Genomic DNA, 20201 nt, shown 5'->3' with positions numbered 1-20201 from the left:
CGTTACTGCGGGGGACATGTGGGTACTTTTCCGGTCGGCATCATAGGCATCCTCGTCATCCTGGGACTCGCCTTCCTGCTGTCGAACAACAAGCGCGCGATCCGGCTGCGCGTCGTCGGGGCGGCGTTCGCGCTGCAAGTGACGATCGCGTTCATCGTGCTGCGCAGCGACGTCGGCCGCCACGTGATTGAGGGCATGTCGCGCGGCGTCTGGGCGCTGCTCGGCTATGCCAAGGCGGGCACGATGACGATTTTCGGCGGCCTTGCCAGCGACCCCACCTTCGGCAGCGCGTTCGTCTTTTCGGCGCTGCCGGTGATCATCTTCTTCGCGGCCTTGGTCTCGATCCTCTATCACCTCGGCATCATGCAGTTCGTCATCCGCTGGGTCGGCGGTGCGATCGAGACGGTGATCGGCGTGTCCAAGGTCGAGGCGCTGTGCGCCGCCGCCAACATCTTCGTCGGCCAGAGCGAATCGCCGCTGGTGATCCGCCCCTATCTCGCCAGCCTCACCCCGCCGCAATTGTTCGCGGTGATGACGGTCGGCATGTCGGGCGTGGCCGGCACGATCCTGCTCGCTTACGCGACCTTCCTCGGCCAGGGGGCGCTGCCTTATCTGCTCGCCGCATCGTTCATGTCGGCACCGGGCGGGCTGTTGATGGCCAAGATCATCATGCCCGATGTCTCGCTGACCCCCGTCGGCGAATTGCCATTGGGGGACGATCCCGAAGAAGCCGTGCTCCACGTCGCCGAACAGGCGCTGGAGGAAGAACGCGCCGCCAACCTCATCATGGCGGCGGCCAACGGCGCGCAGACCGGCGTGCGCATCGCGGTCGCGGTCGGCGCGATGGTGCTGGCGTTTGTCGGCCTGGTCGCGCTGGCCAACGGGATGCTCGGCGGCATTGGCGGCTGGTTCGGCTATCCCGACCTCAGCTTCCAGGGCATTCTGGGCTATGTCTTCGCGCCAGTGATGTACCTGCTCGACATCCCGTGGAACGAAGCCCGCATTGCCGGGCAATTGTTCGGGCAGAAGATCGTGCTCAACGAATTCGTCGCCTTTATCGATCTCGGCAAGATGAAGGATCTGTCGCCGCACACCACCGCCGTGGTGACCTTTGCCTTGTGCGGCTTCGCCAATTTCTCGTCGATCGCGATCCAGATGGCCTCGACCGGCAGCCTTGCCCCCAACCAGCGCCCGATGATCGCCAAGCTCGGCCTGCGCGCGCTGGCGGCGGGGAGTCTGGCGAATTTGATGTCGGCGGCATTGGCGGGGTTGCTGCTGGGGTAGCGCGAGTCTTTTTCTCACGCGAAGGCGCGAAGCAGCGACGAAGAGATAAGAATTGGTTCGCGCAGAGGCGCGGAGGACGCGGAGAACGCGCGCCCGGCGTCAATCGGGAGACCGAATACGGAGCGAATTTGGACGCACAGGAGGCTGCTTCACTCCCCCCTTCTCTGCGTCCTCCGCGCCTCTGCGCGAACAAACCTTCTTCTCTTCGCGCCTTCGCGTGAAAAGGATACGCGCAGCGCTCAGCGCCGCAGCATCGCCTTTTTCAGCTTGGCGTGCGCCGAGGCCTTGATCTGGCACACCCGTGCCGCGCCAACGCCGATCACCTGGCCGATCTCCTCCAGGTTCATTTCCTCGACATAATAGAGCTGCACCACCAGCATTTCGCGCTCGGGCAAACTGGCGATCGCGGCGATCAGCGTGTCGCGCTCCTCGCCCTCGGATAGCTGTGCGAAGGCGTCGGGTTCGTCGCTGGCGAACCACGGCCCCTCGTCCGAATAGACATCCTCGATCGGCTCGAAGCGCACCGGCTGCGCATTGGCATAGTCCAGCCGCAGCTTGTCCGGCGTCACCCCCAGCCGGGCGGCGACCTGCGCTTCCTCGGGCGCGTGGCCGAGTTCGGTGGTCATTGCAGCGACCGTCTCGGCATAAAGACGTTTGCGCTGCATCGCGCCGCGCGTGATCGTGGCACTGCGGCGCAGCGCGTCGATCATCGATCCGCGCACGCGCGTGACCAGATATTGCTCGAAGGTGACTTGCCCGCGCTCCTCGAAAGCGCTGGCCGCTTCCACCAAGGCGACAAGCCCGATCTGCACCAGATCCTCGACTTCGATCGCGGACGACATGCTGCCATGCACGTGCCACGCGATCCGCCGCACCAATGGCAAGTGCTTCTTCGCCAGCAGCGACAGGTCAGGCGCGCCGGACCGGCGATAGACCAGCGGCATCGCCTCGGTGAAGGTCGCGAAATCGGGCTGCGCGGTCATGCGGGCAGAGCTCCAGGGGCACCGATTACGGCGACGACTTCGACCGATTTGTCCTCGGGGACTTCGAAGAAGCTCATCACCGGAATGTCGGGCAGACAGGTTTTGACGAGTTTGCGGATCGCCACGCGGATTGCGGGCTGGACGACGAGCGCGAACGGCTTGGCCTCATCGACAAAGGGTTGCGCGGCGCGTTGCAGCGCGTCGACGATGCGGCGGCCGAGATCGGGCTCGATCGTGTGGCGGCGCGACGGATCGCTGCGCATTGCCTGGCCGAGCAGGCCTTCCAGCCCGCCCTCCAGCGTCATCACGCGCAGCGGCTCGCGTACGCCGCACAGTTTGCCGATGATCAAGCCGCCGAGAGCAGGGCGGATCGCCTCGATGATCTCGTCGGCGTCGAGCGTCTTCTGCGCGGCGACCGCGATCGCGGCGGCGATGCGGCGGAATTCCTTGAGCGGGATATTCTCGGCCAGCAGCCCGCGCAGCACTTGCGTCAGCGTGGTCAGCGGCAGCGGGTTGGGCGACAGCGACGCAACGAGGTTGGCGGCGCGCTCCTTGAGGCCGTCGAGCAGCGCCTGCACTTCATCGGGGCCGAGCAGTTCGGCGGCATGCACGCCCAATTGATGGTTGAGATGCGTCGCCATGACGGTGCCGGGATCGACCACGAGATAGCCCGCACCCGTTGCCGCATCGGCATCGCCCGGCGCGATCCACACCGCATCTAGCCCGAAGGTCGGGTCCTTGGCGCGCTTGCCCATCAGGCCGCCAACCGCCTGCCCGGTATCGAGCGCCAGCATTTCCTCGGGCGAAACGCTGTCCTCGCCAACGACCACGCCGCCGACGATGATGCGATAGGCGTAGGGCGACAGATTGATGTCGTCGCGCACCCGCACCTGCGGGATGACGAAGCCCATTTCCTTGGACAGCTGCCGCCGCACCCCGGTGATCCGCCCCATCAGCGGCGCACCGCGGCGCTCGTCGACCAGCGGCACCAGGCCATAACCGATGTCGAGATTCACCTGCATCGTGTCGGCGACTTCGTCCCAGCCGATCTTGGAATGGTCGACTGGCTCTGCAGGCACGGTTTCCACAGGGGCCGGGCGGTTGGCGGCCTGGCGCATCTTCCAGGCGGCAAAGCCAGCCAGCGCGGCGGCGGGCAGGATAACGAGGTGCGGCATCCCCGGCATCATCCCCAGCAAGGCGAGGATGATCGCAACCGGCGTCCACGTCCGCGCCGATCCGAACTGGCTGCCGATCTGGCCCGCCAGATCCATGCTCGAGGTAACGCGCGTCACGATCGCCGCCGCCGCGATCGACAGCATCAGCGACGGGATCTGCGCGACCAGCGCGTCGCCGATCGCCAGCAGCACATAATTATGCGCCGCCGCCGAGATCGTCATGCCGTGGCTGACTGGCCCCAGGATCAGGCCGCCGATGATGTTGGCGGCCAGGATCAGCAGGCCCGCAACCGCGTCGCCCTTCACGAATTTGGACGAACCGTCCATCGAGCCGTAGAAATCGGCCTCGGTCGCCACTTCGACGCGGCGCACTTTGGCTTCTTCCGGGGTGATCAGGCCGGCGTTGAGATCAGCGTCGATCGCCATCTGCTTGCCGGGCAAGGCGTCGAGCGTGAAGCGTGCCGAAACTTCGGACACGCGCCCCGCGCCCTTGGTCACCACGATCATGTTGATGATCACCAGGATCGCAAAGACGAACAGGCCGACGACATAATCGCCGCCGATCAGGAAGGTGCCGAACGCTTCGATCACATGGCCCGCAGCACTTTCGCCTTCATGCCCATGCACCAGCACGACGCGCGTCGAGGCGACGTTGAGGCTGAGGCGGAACAGCGTCGCGAACAACAACACCGTCGGGAAGGCCGAGAAATCGAGCGGTTTCTGCGCGTTGAGCGACACCATCAGCACCGCAAGGCTGATCGTGATGTTCATGATGAAGAAAACGTCGAGCAGCGCCGACGGGATCGGCACCACCATCAGCACGACCAGCAGCAGGATCGCCACCGGCAAAGCAGCGGAACGCAGCAGCGGCAACACGCCGCCGGATTTCAGGCCACCCGACTTCAACGCAATCGCCACCGCTTACGCTCCCATCTGCGCGAGCATCATGTAGGCCAGCCGGGCATTGGCAGGCGTCGGACGCAGCAAACTGGCGCTTTCGACGCGCGCGCCATTGCCGCCGGCCGCACCGCTTAGCCGGTCGAGCGTCGACTGCGCCCACACGGCCGCATCGGCGGTCGAGCTTTCGTCATTGCCGGGAATGACATCCGCCCCCCAGCTCCCGAGCCGCGTCGCCGCGAGTCCTGACACCGCCGCAACCGGCGCGCTGGCCCCGGCGGCACTCTGGTCGAGCTTGGCCGAGAAGCGGCTGTAAATGTCGGCAAGCGAGCGTGGCTCGCCATTCGCGGCAAAGAAGACGCTGCGATTGGCATGGGCGGCGGCGGGGAACATCGACGCGCCGCTTTTATCGGGGGAGGTCTGCAAAGCGGTCAGGAACGAGCGTGCGCCGCCAAGGCCCAGGAAGTGGGCCATATAAAGATCGGTGCCGGTCGCCGTCCGCCCGGTCGCGCTTTCCAGCGCATTCTTGTTATCGCTGGCATGTTCGGCCGCCATCATCGACGCCGTGGCGGGATCGTTGCGCAGCGCCAGGATCGCGCGGCGCGTCGCGGGATCGGCAACCGTCGCGCGGCCGGTCGACGTGACGCTGATCGCATCGGCCGCCCAGCCAAGCCCATGTTCGGCCCCGTGCGCCTTGACCACGCGCAGCCAGCTTTGGTCGACGAATTGATACAGGCCGGTCGCGCTCGACGTCCCCGCTTTGGCATCGGCGCGCAGGCCGCTTTCCAGCTTCGCCTGGCCCAGCAGATAGTTGAAATCGATCCCGGTCCGCTGGCTGGCATTGGCGATCGCCGTACGAATCGCCCCGCCGCCGAGGCTTTTCACCTCGCTGGCGGCACCGTTCAAAAGGGAGAGTGGATTGAAAGGCATCGGTCCCCGGCTGCGTCCTGGCTATTCGAGCGAATAGTCAGACGAACACCAGCAAGAGCCGTGCCAGTTATCCTTAATTAGACGTAAGCCACGCTCGGGTCAGGCGTAAGCCGCAATCCCCATGCCCGGGCGATACACCGTCCCCGGGGCGGAGCCGACCGCCACACCGGCAGACCCGGTCAAGGTTTGCAGGCGGCGGCGAACATTTGCCGCCATCAGGTTGACATAGATGCGGCAGGTCTCGTTCAGGCGATGCGCCTCATCGGCAAGCGCGCGCAATTCCGGGCTGGCGGGTCCAGTGCCGAACGCCGCAATCGCTTCGATCGCGCCGAGCTTTTCCTGAGTTGCCGCCTCAAGCGCGAGCACGTCATTGGTCTTGAGCGCCGCAATCTCCGCATGGAGCGATTCGATGACGCGGATCAGCGCATCCCGCCGCGAGGAACCGGGAGAGGTCATTTCTTCGGGCTCCAATAGAGTTTCAGGGCGAGCATCCGATCGGCAATGGTTTCGGGAAAGAGCGGATAGCTGCCGTCGCGCACGGCCTGGCGCACCTGTTCGACCCGCTTGCTTTCGACCGGGGCCTGCTTTCCAAAGTCAAAAGCGAGCGCCGACAGTTCCAATTGCTTGGCCGCCGCCTCGCTCGGCTGCGCTGCCGCTTTTGCGGTTTGCGCAGATGCTGCCACCGGCACGACCAGACGGTCTTGGGTCGTGACAGCCTTTGCTCCGATCGGTTCCACCATTGCCTGCACCTTTGCGGTTTCCGCTGACATGATGGAAGAACGACCGATCGCGACGGACCTTAAGAAATTATTCTATCCATCGGCAGATACGGTGCCGACTCATTCGGTCCAACCGGGCAGTGTAGCGCGGCCATTGGCGATCGCGACCGCCTGGATCGGCGCGCGCGCGCTGTCGATCTTGACCAGAAAGCGCCCTCCGGCGACCGCATCGCCCGCTGCAATCCCTTCCCGGGTGATCGAAAAGCCCGGCGATCCGGCGCTGATCGTCACCGGGTCGCCGCGCTTGATAACATAGACCGGCCGCAGCGGGGTCGCTTCCGATGGCGTGATGACCAGCGGAGCCGCTCCCTTGGGCACCACGGCCGGGGTGCGGATCGGCACGAACAACCGCCATTGCGGCCCAGTGCACGTGACCACCACCGCGTCATGCGTCTCCGACCGCCACGCCATCGAAACCATCGGGCAGGCCGCCAGCTTCAGGCGGCTGTCGACCGGGGTCCGCGCGCCCCCTTCCTCGCCGATCGCCTTGCCGGCAAAGGCGGCAACCGCGCGGTCGAGCGTGGCGGTATCCTGAAAGGCTGGTGCCGCAGCCGCCGGGCTGACCACGGCGATCAACACCAAGGGGAGATGACGCAACATCGCATTATCCTCTGCAAAAGCGGCAAAGCGCGGTTGCCGGGCGGCACATCATTGCCGCCCTCCCGCATAGCCGGTGGAAACGGTCACGCTGCGCTGGCCCGGGCGGGCGGCAGCGACGATGGTGATACGGTTAGCCGGAACCGCGTGCGCCAACAGCAGCGCGCTTGCCACCGCCCGCGCGCGGTCAGCGGCCAGCACGGCACCGCTGCCAGTGACCGGGTCAACATCGGCAGGCGAGCCATCGACCGCCCCGGCAACGCGCAACAGCACCCGGCGGTCGCGGGTCGCTTCGCGGGCCCAGCCGATCAACGCGTCAGGGGCCGTCGGCAGCACTGCCGAGCCCGGCGCAAAACCACGTATCGCCCCCGCCGACACCGCCATCGGCTCGGGCGTCGGGACGGACGACGGAGCAACCGCATCCCGCACGCCAAAGCCAGCGCGCAGCCCGCGCGCGAGCGCTGCACGGTCCAGCTGCTGGCTTGCCTGCAACAATACGAAAAATCCGACCAGCAGCAGCGCGAGATCGGCGAGTGTCATCAACCAGATCGGTCGTGAGGGCGTGAGGTCGGGAAGATCATCGTCAAGGGCGGGCGACATCATGCCACCTCCGCCATCACCGCGCGCGGGGCCTCGCGGGCTGCGAGCGCAATTAACGGGGCGTCGAGCCGCAAACGCTCCACCGCCTCATCCCGCGCGTGGCGGCGCAAGCGTGCCGCAATCGGCGCAAAGACCAGATTGGCCAGCAGCGCGCCATAGAGCGTGGCGAGCAAAGCGACCGCCATCGCCGCCCCGATCGCACTGGGATCCCGCATTTTAACGAACATGCCGACCAAGCCGATGAGCGTGCCGATCATGCCCATCGCAGGGGCGGTATCGGCCGCCCCGGCCCACAGCTCGGCTGCCGCCACGGCCCGTTCGCTCCGCGCGCGGCGGCGCTGGCGGAGCATATCCGCCACGTCGTCCGGTGCGCCGCCATCGACGATCAGCGCGACCGCGGCGGCGACATCGGTATCGGCGATGACCGAACGATCGAGCGCCATGACGCCGTGGCGGCGAGCGATCCGGCCAAAGGCGACAATCTGGTCGAGCAGCCCGTCCGCAACAAAATGCCGCCGCCCCAAGGTCCGCATGGCCGCAACGCCATTCGCCAGATCGCGCGCGGGGGTACGCAGGATCATCGCGGCAAGCGTGCCGCCGCCTACGATCGCGAAGGCGATGGGATCAAGGAACGGGGCGAGCAAGGCTATCATCCGCCTCGACACTGCAAGGCGCGGGCCAGATTGCCCCGGATTGACGACACGCCGAGCGATGCGAACCATCCACGCCGTCTTCGCCCGCACCGGAGGCAAAACCGGCAACCGCGTTGCCGCCGGGCGGCAAGCCCTTGCCGGTCACGCGTACCGCAGGCCCTTTTCTGCCGCTCCAGCCCATTTGGCACGGCCTTTGCTGATACCCCGTTGCGCAATCCGGCGCAGGAGACGGGCGATGCCCAACGAAGGCCTTTTCGGAGTTCATGGTGCCGCACTCGAAGTGCGCTCGCAGCGCATGGGTGTGCTCGCCTCGAACATCGCGAACGCCTCCACGCCGGGCTTCAAAGCGCAGGACGTGGATTTCCACACCGCGCTTGCGGCTGTGGAAAATGCGACGAACACGGGTGGCGACGTCAGCATCAAGGGCGCGCTGCAATATCGCGTGCCGTCGCAGCCGTCGCTTGATGGCAACACCGTCGAACTGTCGACCGAACAGACCGCCTTTGCCGAAAACGCCGTCGCCTATCAGACGACATTGTCCTTCCTCAACGGGCGCATCGGGCAAATCACCCGCGCGTTGAAAGGCGAATAAGCATGGCCGATCAGCCGCTCACCATTTTCCAGGTCGCCGGGCGCGCCATGTCGGCGCAGCTCGTGCGGATGAACACGACCGCGTCGAACCTCGCCAATGCCGGGTCCGTCGCGACCAGTGCCGACACCGCCTATCGCACGATCAAGCCGGTGTTCCGCACCCAGTTCGACAAGGCGACCGGGCTCGCCACCGTCAATGTCGAAAGCATCGTCCAGGCCGGCGAAACCCCAAACAAGCGCTACGATCCGTCGCATCCGCTCGCCGACAAAGACGGCAATGTGTGGGAATCGGCGGTCGATGAAACGCGCGAGCTGGTCGACATGATGGAGACCGCGCGCAGCTACCAAAACAATGTCGAGGTCATGCAGACCGCGAAATCGCTGATCCTCGATACCCTCAAGATGGGACGGTAAACCATGGCTTCGACCTTCGATTCCACGCTGAGCAGCCTCGGCATAAATTCCACCACTGCCAACACGACGAGTTCGGCAGTGGCCAAGAGCTCGCAGTCGCTTGGCACATCGGACTTCCTCAAGCTGATGACCGCGCAGCTGCAGAATCAGGACCCCTTCGCGCCGGTCGATAACAATCAGATGGTCGCCCAGCTCGCGCAGATCACCAGCACGTCGGGCATCAGCGACATCAACACCACGCTGAAGGCCATTCAGGACAAGCTCGGCTCGACCTCGGCCAGCGACGCACTGTCCTATGTCGGGAAGACCGTGCTGACCGAAGGATCAACCGCTTATGGCCGCACCTCGGGCGGCCTGGCCGGCGCGGCGGAGCTCGATGCCGACGCGACCAATGTGACCGTCTCGATCCGGGATGCCAATGGCCAGACGCTCAAGACGCTGTCGCTCGGCGCGCAAAAGGCCGGCACCGTGTCCTATGACTGGGATGGCAAGACCGAGAGCGGTGCCGACGCCGGCACCGGCCCGTTCACCGTTTCGGTCGCCGCTGCCGCGAACGGCACCAGCGTTACCAGTCGCAACCTCGTCTGGGCCCCCGTCGCGGCGGTCTCAATGCCCAGCTCAGGCACCCCTGTCCTCACCGTGCCCGGCGTCGGGCAAGTCCCCATCACCGCCGTCCGCCAGGTCGGCTGATCCCCTCACCCCCATCGTCCAAGGAGCACCGCAATGTCTTTCTACACCTCGCTCAGCGGCCTGCAGGCGGCCCAGACCGAACTCTCGGCCGTTTCGCACAACCTCGCCAACGTTTCGACCAACGGCTTCAAGAAGAGCCGCACCGATTTCGCCGACGTGATCGCATCGAGCATCTCGACGGATCCGACCAAGATCGTCGGATCGGGCGTGGTGGTGAAGGCCAACAAGCAGCAGTTCACCGAAGGCAACCTCAAGACCACGGGTGCCGCACTCGATCTCACCGTCGCCGGCGACGGCTTCTTCGCGGTGAAGACCAGCGGCCTCAACACCAGCACCGCTTATACCCGCAACGGTGCCTTCCAGATCGATCCGACCACGCACAACATCGTCGACGCGCAAGGGTCAACGCTGCTCGGCTATCCCGTCGATGCCAAGGGTAACGTGACGGCGAGTGGTGCCGATGGCCTGGTGCCGATCAACCTGCCGCAAACGAGCGGAACCCCGGCACCGACCGGCAATGTCGCGCTGAAGGTCAACCTCTACGCGGCCGCCTCGGTCCCGACGACCACCTTCGATCCGGCCAACGCGTCCAGCTACAACAGTTCGACGACGTCGACGATCTATGACTCGTCGGGCAAAGCGAGCACGTTGACCAATTACTATGTCCACACCGGCACCGACGCGTGGACCGTCCACAGCTTTGTCGGCGACAAGGAACTCAGTGTTGGCGGCTCGACGACCGGCACCCCGGTCACCTTCGACGCAAGCGGCAAGATCACCGCGCCGACCACGCCGGTGTCCTATGATGCTTTCACGCCGACCACGGGCGGCGTTTCGCAAACGCTGAAGTTCGATCTCTCCGGATCGACCCAGAATTCCACCGCTTTCTCGGTCAATGCGCGCAGCTCCGACGGTTCGTCGGTCGGCGATCTGTCCGGCGTTACCGTCAATTCCGAGGGCATGGTCACCGCGACCTATTCCAATGGCGATACCACCGCGCTCGGCAAGGTTGCGCTCGCCAACTTCTCCAACCCCGCCGGCCTGCGCCAGGATGGCGACAGCTATTGGTCGGCCAGCGGTGTGTCCGGCCAGGCGTCGCTTGGCTCGGCGAAGGAAAACGGGTTCGGCTCGCTGCTCTCGGGCACGCTCGAAGGGTCGAACGTCGATATCACCGAGGAACTGGTCGCCCTGATCGCGGCGCAGCGCAATTTCCAGGCGAACTCCAAGGCGCTCGATACCAGCAACCAGATCACGCAGACGATCGTCAACCTGCGCGCCTGACAGGAGCCTAATCGGAGCATAGCATGGACAAGCTGGTCTATACGGCGGCCTCGGGCCTCAAGGCGCATCTCGCGTCGCAGGCGGCGATCGCCAACAATATGGCGAACGCGTCCACGACCGGCTTTCGCGCCGATCGCGTCGTGTTCGACCGGCTGTCGCTGCAAGGCTCCGATTTCGACACCCGCACCCCGGCCTCGGCCGAAGTGGTCGACGCCGATCGCAAGCCCGGCGCGATCCAGCAGACCGGGCGGTCGCTCGACATTGCGATCACCGGCGAAAGCTGGCTCGCGGTGCAAGCGACCGACGGGAGCGAAGCCTATACCCGCCGCGGCGATTTGCAGGTCGCGCCTTCGGGCGTGCTGCAGACCGGCGACGGGTTCCCGGTGATCGGGTCGGGGGGCCCGATCACCGTCCCGCCCGCGCAGAGCATTTCGATCTCCGAGGACGGCAAGCTGTCGATCGTCCCGCTGGGCGGCGACGCCCGCAACCCGCAAGTGATCGACACGCTGAAGCTCGCCAGCCCGAAGGGGTCGGAGACGGTGAAGGGCACCGACAATTTGCTGCACGTCAAGGGTGGCGGCGTGCTGCCGAGCGACCTTGACGCCAAGCTCGAGACCGGTGCGCTCGAGGGGTCCAACGTCAACATGACGCAAGCGCTGGTCGATATGATCGAGAATCAGCGCAGCTACGAAGTCCAGGCCAATTTGATGAAATCGGCCAAGGACATGGATGAAAGCGCCGCATCTGTGATGCGGCTGCCGTCTTGAAGGGAATAGACCATGGGTAGTGCAGCCATGCAAATCGCGCGGACTGGGATCGATGCCCAGGACATGCGCATGCGCGTCATCTCGAACAACCTCGCGAACGTCAACACGACCGCGTACAAGAAGGATCGCGCGGCGTTCGAGACGCTGGCGTACCAGACCGTTACCGCGCCGGGCGCACCGAGCACCGCCGAATCCAAATATGCCACCGGCCTGAACCTCGGCACCGGCGTGCGGGTGCAGGGAACCGCGCGGATCGACACGCAAGGGTCGTTTCAGCAGACCAATGGCAGCCTCGATCTCGCGCTCGACGGCGACGGCTATTTCCAGGTGCAGATGCCCGGCGGCACGCTCGGCTACACCCGCGCCGGCAATTTCTCGCGTTCGCCCGAAGGCCTGCTCGTCACCAGCGAGGGCTATCAAGTGCAGCCCGGCATCACCATCCCCGAAAATGCCAGCGGCATCACCATCGGCACCGATGGCACCGTCTCGGCGATCGTGTCGGGGCAGACCGGCTCGACCCAGCTCGGCCAGATCCAGGTGGCCAGCTTCCCCAATGCGGGGGGGCTGCTCAACAAGGGCGACAATTACCTGGTCGAAACCTCGGCCAGTGGTGCCGCCAATCTCGGCGTGGCCGGGCAGGATGGGCGCGGCAACATCCGCCAGGGGCAGCTCGAAGGCTCCAACGTCAACGTCGTGGAGGAGCTGGTCGACATGATCGAGACGCAGCGCGCCTATGAGGTCAATTCAAAAATGATCTCGGCCACCGACGAAATGCTCAAATATGTTAACCAAAATATCTGATGGTTAATCCGATGAAACCATCCGCCCTCCGAATCGGCCTGATCGTCGCCGCCCTGCTGGCCCCCAGCGCCGCCAACGCGAATCTGTTCGGCAAGAAGAAGCCGCCGGTCGATTTCTCGGCGGCCTTCCCGCCGCCGCCGCCCGCCGCCCCACCGGCCGCGACCGGGTCGATCTTCCAGGTCTCGCAAGGCTATGCCGCATTGTACGAAGGCACGCGCGCCCGCCGCGTCGGCGATCCGCTGACGATCGTGCTGGTCGAGCGCACCGCCGCCTCCAAATCGGCGAGTTCCAAACTCGATTCGAGCGGCGGCCTCGGCATCACGCCGCCGACCACCGGTGCCCTGTCGCTGTTCAAGGGCACCGACGCGAGCGCAAGCGGCACGCGCAGCTTCACCGGCCAGGGCGCGACCGACCAGTCGAACACGCTGTCGGGCGAAGTCAGCGTCACCGTCAGCCAGGTTTTCCCCAACGGCACGATGCTGGTCCAGGGCCAAAAGCGCGTCACGCTCAATCGCGGCGATGAATTCGTGCAGATCAAGGGCCTGATCCGCGTCGCCGACATCGACGCCGACAACCGCGTTTTGTCCACGCGCGTGGCCGATGCGCAGATCGCCTATACCGGCAAGGGCGATGTCGCACGTGCCAGCCGCCAGGGCTGGCTCAGCCGGTTCTTCTCCGTCGTTAGCCCCTTCTGAGGATTGCCCGGATGCGTCGCTTCCTGATCGCCTTGCTCGTCGCGCTGACCGTGGCGACGCCCGCTTATGCCGACCGGATCAAGGATCTCGGCGGCTTCCAGGGCATCCGGTCGAACCAGCTGACGGGTTATGGCATCGTCGTGGGGCTGCCCGGCACGGGCGACGACAATCTCGAATATACCATCCAGTCGATGAAGGCGGTCGCCTCGCGCTTCGGCCTGCAACTCCCCTCGAACGTCAACCCCGGCCTGAAGAACGCCGCCGTAGTGCTGATCACCGCCGATTTGCCCCCCTTCGCCAAGCCGGGCCAGAAGCTCGACATCACCGTCGCCTCGATGGGCAAGGCCAAGTCGCTGCGCGGCGGCGCTCTGATCCTGACGCCGCTGCTCGGTGCCGATGGCCAGATCTATGCGATGGCGCAGGGCAACCTGGCGGTCGGCGGCCTGGGCGCTGAGGGCAAGGACGGATCGCAAATCGTCGTCAACATCCCCTCGGCCGGCCGCATTCCCGAAGGCGCGACGGTCGAGCGTACAGTGCAGACGGGGTTCGAAACCACGCCGGTGCTGACCTACAACCTCACCCGCGCCGATTTCACCACCGCGCAGAATGTCGCCGCCGCGATCAATTCGCGGTTAGGGGCGGGCAGCGCGCAAGCGGTCGATGCTGTGTCGGTATCGGTACGCGCGCCGATCGGTGGCGATGTGCGGGCGACGCTGATGAGCGAGATCGAAAATCTCGACGTTGTCTCGGCTGAACCCTCGGCCAAGGTGATCGTCAATGCGCGCACCGGCACGGTTGTGATCAACTCCACCGTGCGCGTCGGCAGCGCCGCCGTCACCCATGGCAAGCTGACCGTCCGCATCGACGAAACCGAAAAGGCGAGCCAGCCCGCCCCGTTCAGCCAGGGCCAGACCACCAAGGAACAGAAGTCCGCAGTTGCGGTCGATGAGGAAAAGCACCCGATGTTCCTGATCGAGCCCGGCCCCAAGCTCTCCGACGTGGTCAAGGCGGTCAATGCGATCGGGGCGTCGCCCGCCGATCTGGTCGCGATCCTGGAAGCGTTGAAGGAAGCCGGTGCGCTCAAGGCGGAGCTGATCATCTTGTGAGCGAGATTCCTGCCATCACGCCGGTCGCGGCACCCGCCATTTCGGCTGGCGTCGGAGTCGACACCAGCCGCCTGCAAAGCCGCGCCAATCTGGAAGCCGCAGGCAAGAAGTTCGAAGCCGTCTTCACCAACATGATGGTAAAGGCGATGCATTCGACGCATCTCGCCGAGGACACGCTGTTCGGATCGAAGGGCATGGACACCTTCAAGGACATGCAAAGCACGCAACTCGCGCAGAGCATGGCCGAGCATGCGCCGCTCGGCATCGGCAAGGCGATGACCGATTTCCTCGCGAAATCGCAAAAGGGATTGCAGGCCGATCCCCCGGGTGATCAGCCGTGAGTGATCTGCTCGGCATCGGTGCGAGTGGCGTGCGCGCGTATCAGACCGCGCTGACCACCGTCTCCGAGAACATCTCCAACGCGAGTACGCCCGGCTATGCCAAGCGCACGACCGATTTGCGCGAGATCGCCCCGGCCAACAGCCTGACCGCCAACAATGCGACGACCACCGGGCAGGGCGTTTCGGTCGCCGGGGTCACGCGCGCGGCGGATTCGCTGCGCGCGGCCGATGTGCGCAATGCAAGCGCGGACCTCGCGCGGAGCGAAACCGGCATTGCCTGGCTCGACCGGATCGAAACCGCGCTCACCGGCAACCAATTGGGCGACCGCCTGACCGGGTTCTTCAATGCCGCCAAGGCCGTCGCCGCCGACCCGACCTCGACCACACCGCGCAGCGCGCTGCTCGAACAGGCCAGCTCGGTCGCCAACAGCTTCACCGCAACCGGCAAGGCGCTCAACAATCTCGATGCCGATGTGGATGCCACGGCCGACAATGCCGTTGCCACGCTCAACACGCTGGGCGCGTCGCTCGCCAAGGTGAATGAGGGGCTCGGCCGCGTCACGCCGGGGTCGAACGGTGCCGCCCAATTGGCCGATCAGCGCGATGCCATCCTGGATCAGATCAGCGCCATCTCCGATATCACGGTGACAACCGATTCGGTCGGGCGCGCAACGGTCAAACTCGGCAATGCCGGTGGGCCGACCTTCGTCGAAGCCAATCAGGCCGCCAACGTCACGTTCGCGCGCGGCACCGATGGCACGGTGTCCTTTGCGCTCCATACGCAGCAAGCGGTTTCGACCGTCACGCCCAATGGCGGCGCGCTCGCCGGTGTCATCGATGGCGCGGCCCGCATCGCGGACGCGCGCACCAAGCTCAACACCATCGCCACCGCCTTTACCGATGGCGTCAACGCCGTGCAGGCGCAGGGCAACGACCTCGACGGCAAAAGCGGGGCTGCGTTGTTCTCGGTCGGCACCACGCCGACCGACATTTCGCTGTCGCTGACCGATCCGCGCGGTGTCGCCGCCGCTGGGGCGGGTAAGGGCGTGCGCGATAACAGCAATCTCGCCAATCTCGATACGCTGCGCACGAGCGGCGCGTTCGAAGCCAACACGACCGCGTTGATTTCCAGCAACGCATCGACGCTGGCCAATCGCAAGCAAGTCGCCGATGCGCAAAGTGCCATTCGCGACAATGCGGTCGCCGCGCGCGATGCCGTGTCGGGTGTCAATCTCGACAGCGAAGCAGTCGACCTGCTGCGCTTTCAGCAGGCCTATCAAGCATCGAGCCGGGTGATCCAGGTCGCGCGCGACACGCTGCAGTCGATTCTCGATATCCACTAGAGGCCGCCATGCAAATCGGGACCAGCCAATTCTACGCCACCGGCGCATCGCAGCTCGGCAAGCTGTCGGCGCAGGCGGACACGCTCAACACCCAGATCGCGACGGGCAAGAAGATCACCGCGCCCTCGCAGGACGTGGTCGCCTATAATCGCCTCAGCGCGATCAAACAGGCCAATGCCGACAACACCGCTTATGCCAGCAATATCAGCCTCGCAAAATCGTTGCTGCAGCAATCCGACACGACGCTCACCGCCGTCACCTCGCAGCTCCAGCGTGCCGCCGAACTGACCACCCAGGCCGCCAACGGCACGCTGAACGACGCCAATCGCAAGGCGATCGCGACCGAGCTGCAAAGCATCCGCGACGATCTGGTGAACTTGGCGGGAACGACCGATGCGCGCGGCCAGCCGCTGTTCGCGGCGGCGACGGGCAAGGGCGCGGTCACGCAGGCCGCCGACGGGACCGTCACGTTCGACGGAACCGGTGAAGTCCCCGCGATTCCCGTTGGCGACGGCACCGACGTCCGCGCGACCGACAGCGCGCAGCGCGTGTTTGGCGGGATCTCCGACGGCAAGGGCGGCACCACCGATATTTTCGCGGTGTTGTCGACCTACATTTCGGCGCTCAACGCCGGTGGCACGGCAACCGCCACTGCCGCATCGGGCACCGCCGCCACCGCGATCCAGTCGGCGCTCAACCAGGTATCGGACGTGCAGGGTTCGGTCGGTGCGCGCGCCGCCCGCCTCGATATCGTCTCGTCCCAGGCGACCGACGCCGCGGGCGCGCGCGAAGTGGACCGCACCGCGCTTGAGGATACCGATATTTCCACAGCGATCGTCGATCTGCAAAAGACGATGACGATCCTGCAGGCAACGCAGGCGAGCTTCACCAAGCTCGGCCAGCTTTCTCTGTTCGACTATCTGAAATGACCGCGCGCACAGCGCGCCCGAACAAAAATACCCTGCGTGGTTAACCGATTGGCGACGTATCCGCGCTAACCCTCAGAAATACCGCACGCCTTCTGTAGGGCGGGCCAAAAAGGGGCACCCCGCGACTCATGTTTCCCGTCATCGGCCTTGTCGTCCTTCTCGTGATGATCTTCGGCGGCTTCGCGATCACCGGCGGGGCGCTCGGCCCGGTGATGGAAGCGATTCCCCACGAAATGCTGATCATTGGCGGTGCTGCGGTCGGCGCGCTGATCATCGGCAATTCGATGAAGGAGCTGAAGGCGCTGGGCGGCGGCCTGATGAAGGTGTTCAAGGGCCCAAAATATAAGAAGCAGGATTATCTCGACGTCATCTTCCTGGTGTCGAAGCTGATGAAGATGCTGCGTACCGAAGGGCCGATCGCACTCGAACCGCATGTCGAGGATCCGCAATCCTCCGCCGTCTTCGCCGAATATCCGCGCCTGCTCGCCGACCACACGCTGGTCAACCTGATCGCCGACACATTGCGGCTGGTGGTGGTGTCGTCGGGCACGCTCGACGTCCATGCGGTCGAGGACGTGATGGACAATATGATCAAGACGCATCACCACGAAGTCGAAGGCCCGCAAGGGACCATCGCGACGCTGGCGGATGCGCTGCCCGCACTCGGCATCGTCGCGGCGGTGCTCGGCGTGGTCAAGACGATGGGCTCGATCGACAAGCCGCCCGCGATCCTGGGCGCGATGATCGGGTCGGCGCTGGTCGGCACCTTCATGGGCGTGCTGCTGGCGTACGGCATCGTCGCCCCGCTCGCCAACCGGCTGAAGCAGGTCATCGAGGCCGACGCCGCGATCTATCACGTCGTCAAGCAGATCATCATCGCCTCGCTCCACGGCCACCCGCAGCCGCTCGTCATCGAAGCCGCCCGCTCGGGCATCGCGCACTCGAACCAACCCGGCTTCGCCGAGGTGTTCGACGGTCTGCGGGGGCGGTAAGCGTGGTCTGGTCCACGCCTTCGCGTGAAAATTCTTTGGCCGGTGTCCGCTAATGGCCACCGCGCGCGCGCCGCACGGCACCAACCTGCCGCCCAAGATCATCTACAAGAAGGTCTATATCGAAGGGCATGGCGGCCATCACGGCGGCGCGTGGAAGGTCGCTTATGCCGATTTCGTCACCGCGATGATGGCGTTCTTCCTGCTGATGTGGCTGCTGGGTGCAACCAACGAAAAGCAGCGCAAGGCGCTCGCCGACTATTTCTCGCCCACTCTGGTGCAACTGAAGGAAAACAGCGCGGGCTCGATGGGCCTGTTCGGCGGATCTTCGATCACCGACCAGGACAATTACCAGCATAAGGCATCGCAGACCGGCACGCGCTCGATGACGGTGCCGGCCGACGCCGTCGGCGGCGCACAGGTCGGCACCGGGCAAAAGGGCACGCTCAAGGATCGCGCAGCGCTATCCGCCGAGGATCGCAAGAATTTCGAGACGATGAAGCGCCAGATGGCGCGCGCAATGGCGGCAACGCCCAATCTCGCCAAGCTGTCCAACCATGTCCGCTTCGTCCAGACGCGCGACGGCTTGCGGATCGATCTGCTCGACGATGCCGACTATTCGATGTTCGACCTGGGCACGACCCAGCTTGAACCGCGCGCCTCGGCGCTGATCGGCCTTGTCGCCCAAACGATCAAGGACACCGAGAACCCGATCATGATCCGCGGCCATACCGACAGCCTGGGCTATGGCGACCCGCTGGCGATGAACAACTGGATGCTGTCGAGCGCGCGCGCCGAGGCAACGCGGCGTCGGCTGGCCGCAGGCGGCATTGGCGAAACGCGCTTCAATCGCATCGAAGGCGTCGCCGACCGCGAACCGATCATCAAGGGCAACCCCACCGATCCGCGCAATCGCCGAGTCGCGATTACCTTGCTGTACCGCGCGACCAGCTTCGGTCAGTGACCGTCGGACCAAACCCGATCCAGAATCTCGTCAAATGGGGCGTGCAGGCCGCGCTCGGCGTGTTTCTTCTCTATGGGTTGACCGCGCTGCCCGATTTCGACGGCCGCTGGGGCGTTTCGCTCGCCAGTATCGTGGTGGCCTTGGGCTGGATCGCCCTGGCAGGATTCGGCTTTCGCCTGTTGCGCGATCCGCCCGCGCCGCTGCCGGTCGCGGCATTGGCGACCGTCCTGATCGTGGTGCGCGTCGCTTTCGCGCTGTTCGCGGTGGGGCGAACCTCGACGGGCGACCCCAATAGCTACCTCAATTTGGCCAAGGGTCTGCTTGCGGGCCAGGGCCTGGTCATCCACGAGCCATATTTCGGCAGTGCCTGGCGCGCGCTGTTCCCGCCACTCTATCCGCTCCTTCTGGCGGGCTGGGGCGCGCTTGCCGGATTTACCACGCCGTCGGTGCTGGCGCTCGGAACACTGATCGATGGCACTGCGGCGTGGTTGATCGTCTTATTGGGCCGCCGCCTCGGCCGCGCAGTCGCGGGACGACGCGCAGCGTGGCTTTATCTGATGTGGCCGTCCGTGCTGTTTTCGGCACCGCTCGCACAAAAGGAGGGGCTGTGCGGGCTGCTGATCCTGGCGCTGGCACTGGCCTGGATCGACCGTCGACCCGGCTGGCGCGGCGCGCTCGCGCTGGGGCTGCCGGCCGGGCTGCTCGCTTTGACCCAGCCGGGCGAAGCCCCGCTCGCCGCGCTGTTCGGCTTGGTGCTGGTGCGCCGGAGCGGGCTGTGGCCCATGCTCGCGGCGGGGCTGCGCGGCGCGCTCGTTGCCGGGGCGGTGCTGCTGCCGTGGTGGGTTCGCAACTGGATCGTCTTCCATGCCTTCGTACCGCTGACCACCGCCAGCGGTGCCAGCCTGTGGATCGGCAACAACCCCGACGCCACCGGCAATTGGGAGCCCCCGCCCGCCACTCTCAAAGGCATCCCCGAGCTCGCTTATGGCAAACGGATCGGTGCCATCGCGCTCGGCTGGATCGAAGCGCATCCGGCTGCCTTTCTCCGGCTGACCGTGACCAAGTTGCTGCGGGCCTGCGGTATTGCCGAATTTGGTATCAATCGCCTCCTCGCAATGGGGCCGCCCTTTCCGCGCGTGCTCGCGGCGGCGCTATGGCCGCTGGCGCAGGGAGCGCATCTGGCGATGCTCGCCATCGCCGCGCTTCGGCTGGCGCGCATTCCCTTCACGCTAGTTCTGCTGATCGCGGCGTGCGGGTTGCAATGCGTGCTGTTTGGCGTTTGGTTCGAATTCGGCGAACGCCACCGCGACTTCGCCACGCCCTTCCTGCTGCTGGCCTTGTGTTGCTCGTTCGCCGCCAGAACGGTTGAGAAGCTGGACGTGAAGCCCTAGC

At 65.4% G+C, this 20201-nt stretch carries 23 protein-coding genes; 15 read left to right on the top strand and 8 right to left on the bottom strand.

Annotated elements, in window-relative coordinates; all coding sequences use genetic code 11:
- Positions 1-18: 18 nt before the first annotated feature.
- Positions 19-1284: a NupC/NupG family nucleoside CNT transporter gene (locus ACP7BY_RS07435; RefSeq protein ID WP_033964849.1), complete on the top strand. Its 1266-nt coding sequence runs from the start codon at positions 19-21 to the stop codon at positions 1282-1284.
- A gap of 239 nt (positions 1285-1523) precedes the next feature.
- On the opposite strand, the gene ACP7BY_RS07430 is transcribed toward ACP7BY_RS07435, so the two are convergent.
- The 8 genes from ACP7BY_RS07430 to ACP7BY_RS07395 all read right to left on the bottom strand — a co-directional run bounded on the left by ACP7BY_RS07430 (position 1524) and on the right by ACP7BY_RS07395 (position 7898).
- Entirely contained in the window at positions 1524-2267 is a 744-nt protein-coding gene (locus ACP7BY_RS07430) for a sigma-70 family RNA polymerase sigma factor (RefSeq protein ID WP_033964848.1), read from the bottom strand.
- Positions 2264-4315 (bottom strand): flagellar biosynthesis protein FlhA, encoded by a 2052-nt coding sequence (gene flhA / locus ACP7BY_RS07425; RefSeq protein ID WP_137903166.1) that lies wholly within the window; start codon positions 4313-4315, stop codon positions 2264-2266. Before flhA ends, ACP7BY_RS07430 begins: the two co-directional genes overlap by 4 nt.
- Before the next feature lie 48 nt (positions 4316-4363).
- The gene (locus ACP7BY_RS07420; protein ID WP_081988709.1) at positions 4364-5269 is read right to left on the bottom strand and encodes a flagellar biosynthesis protein FlgJ; all 906 of its coding nucleotides are present in this window, start codon (positions 5267-5269) and stop codon (positions 4364-4366) included.
- Positions 5270-5368: 99 nt separating this feature from the next.
- On the bottom strand, positions 5369-5725 hold the full coding sequence (locus ACP7BY_RS07415; RefSeq protein WP_010405286.1) for a flagellar protein FlgN: 357 nt from the start codon (positions 5723-5725) through the stop codon (positions 5369-5371).
- Positions 5722-6009, bottom strand: coding sequence for a flagellar biosynthesis anti-sigma factor FlgM (locus tag ACP7BY_RS07410; protein ID WP_010405287.1), 288 nt, complete (start codon positions 6007-6009; stop codon positions 5722-5724). The genes ACP7BY_RS07415 and ACP7BY_RS07410 overlap by 4 nt, the downstream gene beginning before the upstream one ends.
- Positions 6010-6108: 99 nt before the next feature.
- Complete coding sequence (locus tag ACP7BY_RS07405; protein ID WP_171010591.1) at positions 6109-6648, bottom strand: flagella basal body P-ring formation protein FlgA; 540 nt, start codon at positions 6646-6648, stop codon at positions 6109-6111.
- Between the two features lie 48 nt (positions 6649-6696).
- Positions 6697-7248 carry a flagellar motor protein MotB gene (locus ACP7BY_RS07400; protein ID WP_249340893.1) on the bottom strand — a complete coding sequence of 184 codons (552 nt, stop codon included), beginning with the start codon at positions 7246-7248 and terminating at the stop codon, positions 6697-6699.
- On the bottom strand, positions 7245-7898 hold the full coding sequence (locus tag ACP7BY_RS07395; RefSeq protein WP_033964847.1) for a motility protein A: 654 nt from the start codon (positions 7896-7898) through the stop codon (positions 7245-7247). The genes ACP7BY_RS07400 and ACP7BY_RS07395 overlap by 4 nt, the downstream gene beginning before the upstream one ends.
- Before the next feature lie 235 nt (positions 7899-8133).
- Between ACP7BY_RS07395 and flgB the strand changes: the two genes are divergently transcribed.
- The 14 genes from flgB (at position 8134) to ACP7BY_RS07325 (ending at position 20200) form a co-directional block, all read left to right on the top strand.
- Positions 8134-8490 carry a flagellar basal body rod protein FlgB gene (gene flgB / locus ACP7BY_RS07390; protein WP_010405293.1) on the top strand — a complete coding sequence of 119 codons (357 nt, stop codon included), beginning with the start codon at positions 8134-8136 and terminating at the stop codon, positions 8488-8490.
- Between the two features lie 2 nt (positions 8491-8492).
- Complete coding sequence (flgC, locus tag ACP7BY_RS07385; protein WP_010405294.1) at positions 8493-8903, top strand: flagellar basal body rod protein FlgC; 411 nt, start codon at positions 8493-8495, stop codon at positions 8901-8903.
- Positions 8904-8906: 3 nt separating this feature from the next.
- Entirely contained in the window at positions 8907-9593 is a 687-nt protein-coding gene (locus ACP7BY_RS07380) for a flagellar hook assembly protein FlgD (protein ID WP_137903159.1), read from the top strand.
- A gap of 33 nt (positions 9594-9626) precedes the next feature.
- Positions 9627-10874 (top strand): flagellar hook protein FlgE, encoded by a 1248-nt coding sequence (locus ACP7BY_RS07375; protein ID WP_033964845.1) that lies wholly within the window; start codon positions 9627-9629, stop codon positions 10872-10874.
- Between the two features lie 23 nt (positions 10875-10897).
- Complete coding sequence (flgF, locus tag ACP7BY_RS07370; protein WP_137903160.1) at positions 10898-11641, top strand: flagellar basal-body rod protein FlgF; 744 nt, start codon at positions 10898-10900, stop codon at positions 11639-11641.
- Between the two features lie 12 nt (positions 11642-11653).
- Entirely contained in the window at positions 11654-12442 is a 789-nt protein-coding gene (gene flgG / locus ACP7BY_RS07365) for a flagellar basal-body rod protein FlgG (RefSeq protein WP_029622597.1), read from the top strand.
- An 11-nt stretch (positions 12443-12453) separates the two neighbouring features.
- Entirely contained in the window at positions 12454-13137 is a 684-nt protein-coding gene (locus ACP7BY_RS07360) for a flagellar basal body L-ring protein FlgH (RefSeq protein ID WP_033964867.1), read from the top strand.
- A gap of 11 nt (positions 13138-13148) precedes the next feature.
- Positions 13149-14243: a flagellar basal body P-ring protein FlgI gene (locus ACP7BY_RS07355; protein WP_137903161.1), complete on the top strand. Its 1095-nt coding sequence runs from the start codon at positions 13149-13151 to the stop codon at positions 14241-14243.
- A complete protein-coding gene (locus ACP7BY_RS07350) occupies positions 14240-14584 on the top strand; it encodes a rod-binding protein (RefSeq protein WP_033964843.1) in 345 nt (114 codons plus the stop codon). Before ACP7BY_RS07355 ends, ACP7BY_RS07350 begins: the two co-directional genes overlap by 4 nt.
- The gene (gene flgK, locus ACP7BY_RS07345; RefSeq protein ID WP_033964842.1) at positions 14581-15927 is read left to right on the top strand and encodes a flagellar hook-associated protein FlgK; all 1347 of its coding nucleotides are present in this window, start codon (positions 14581-14583) and stop codon (positions 15925-15927) included. Before ACP7BY_RS07350 ends, flgK begins: the two co-directional genes overlap by 4 nt.
- An 8-nt stretch (positions 15928-15935) precedes the next feature.
- Complete coding sequence (gene flgL, locus ACP7BY_RS07340; RefSeq protein ID WP_137903162.1) at positions 15936-16856, top strand: flagellar hook-associated protein FlgL; 921 nt, start codon at positions 15936-15938, stop codon at positions 16854-16856.
- Positions 16857-16984: 128 nt separating this feature from the next.
- Positions 16985-17848, top strand: coding sequence for a flagellar motor stator protein MotA (gene motA, locus ACP7BY_RS07335; RefSeq protein ID WP_126846702.1), 864 nt, complete (start codon positions 16985-16987; stop codon positions 17846-17848).
- 52 nt (positions 17849-17900) lie between these two features.
- Entirely contained in the window at positions 17901-18809 is a 909-nt protein-coding gene (locus ACP7BY_RS07330) for a flagellar motor protein MotB (RefSeq protein WP_033964841.1), read from the top strand.
- Positions 18806-20200, top strand: coding sequence for a glycosyltransferase (locus ACP7BY_RS07325; RefSeq protein ID WP_249340894.1), 1395 nt, complete (start codon positions 18806-18808; stop codon positions 20198-20200). The genes ACP7BY_RS07330 and ACP7BY_RS07325 overlap by 4 nt, the downstream gene beginning before the upstream one ends.
- Position 20201: the final 1 nt, after the last annotated feature.

Source organism: Sphingomonas sp. PSPC2-2 (assembly GCF_049897725.1).
Classification (GTDB): Bacteria; Pseudomonadota; Alphaproteobacteria; order Sphingomonadales; family Sphingomonadaceae; genus Sphingomonas.
Note: the sequence above shows the minus strand (reverse complement) of the source record. Positions and strands in the feature narration are given on the sequence as shown.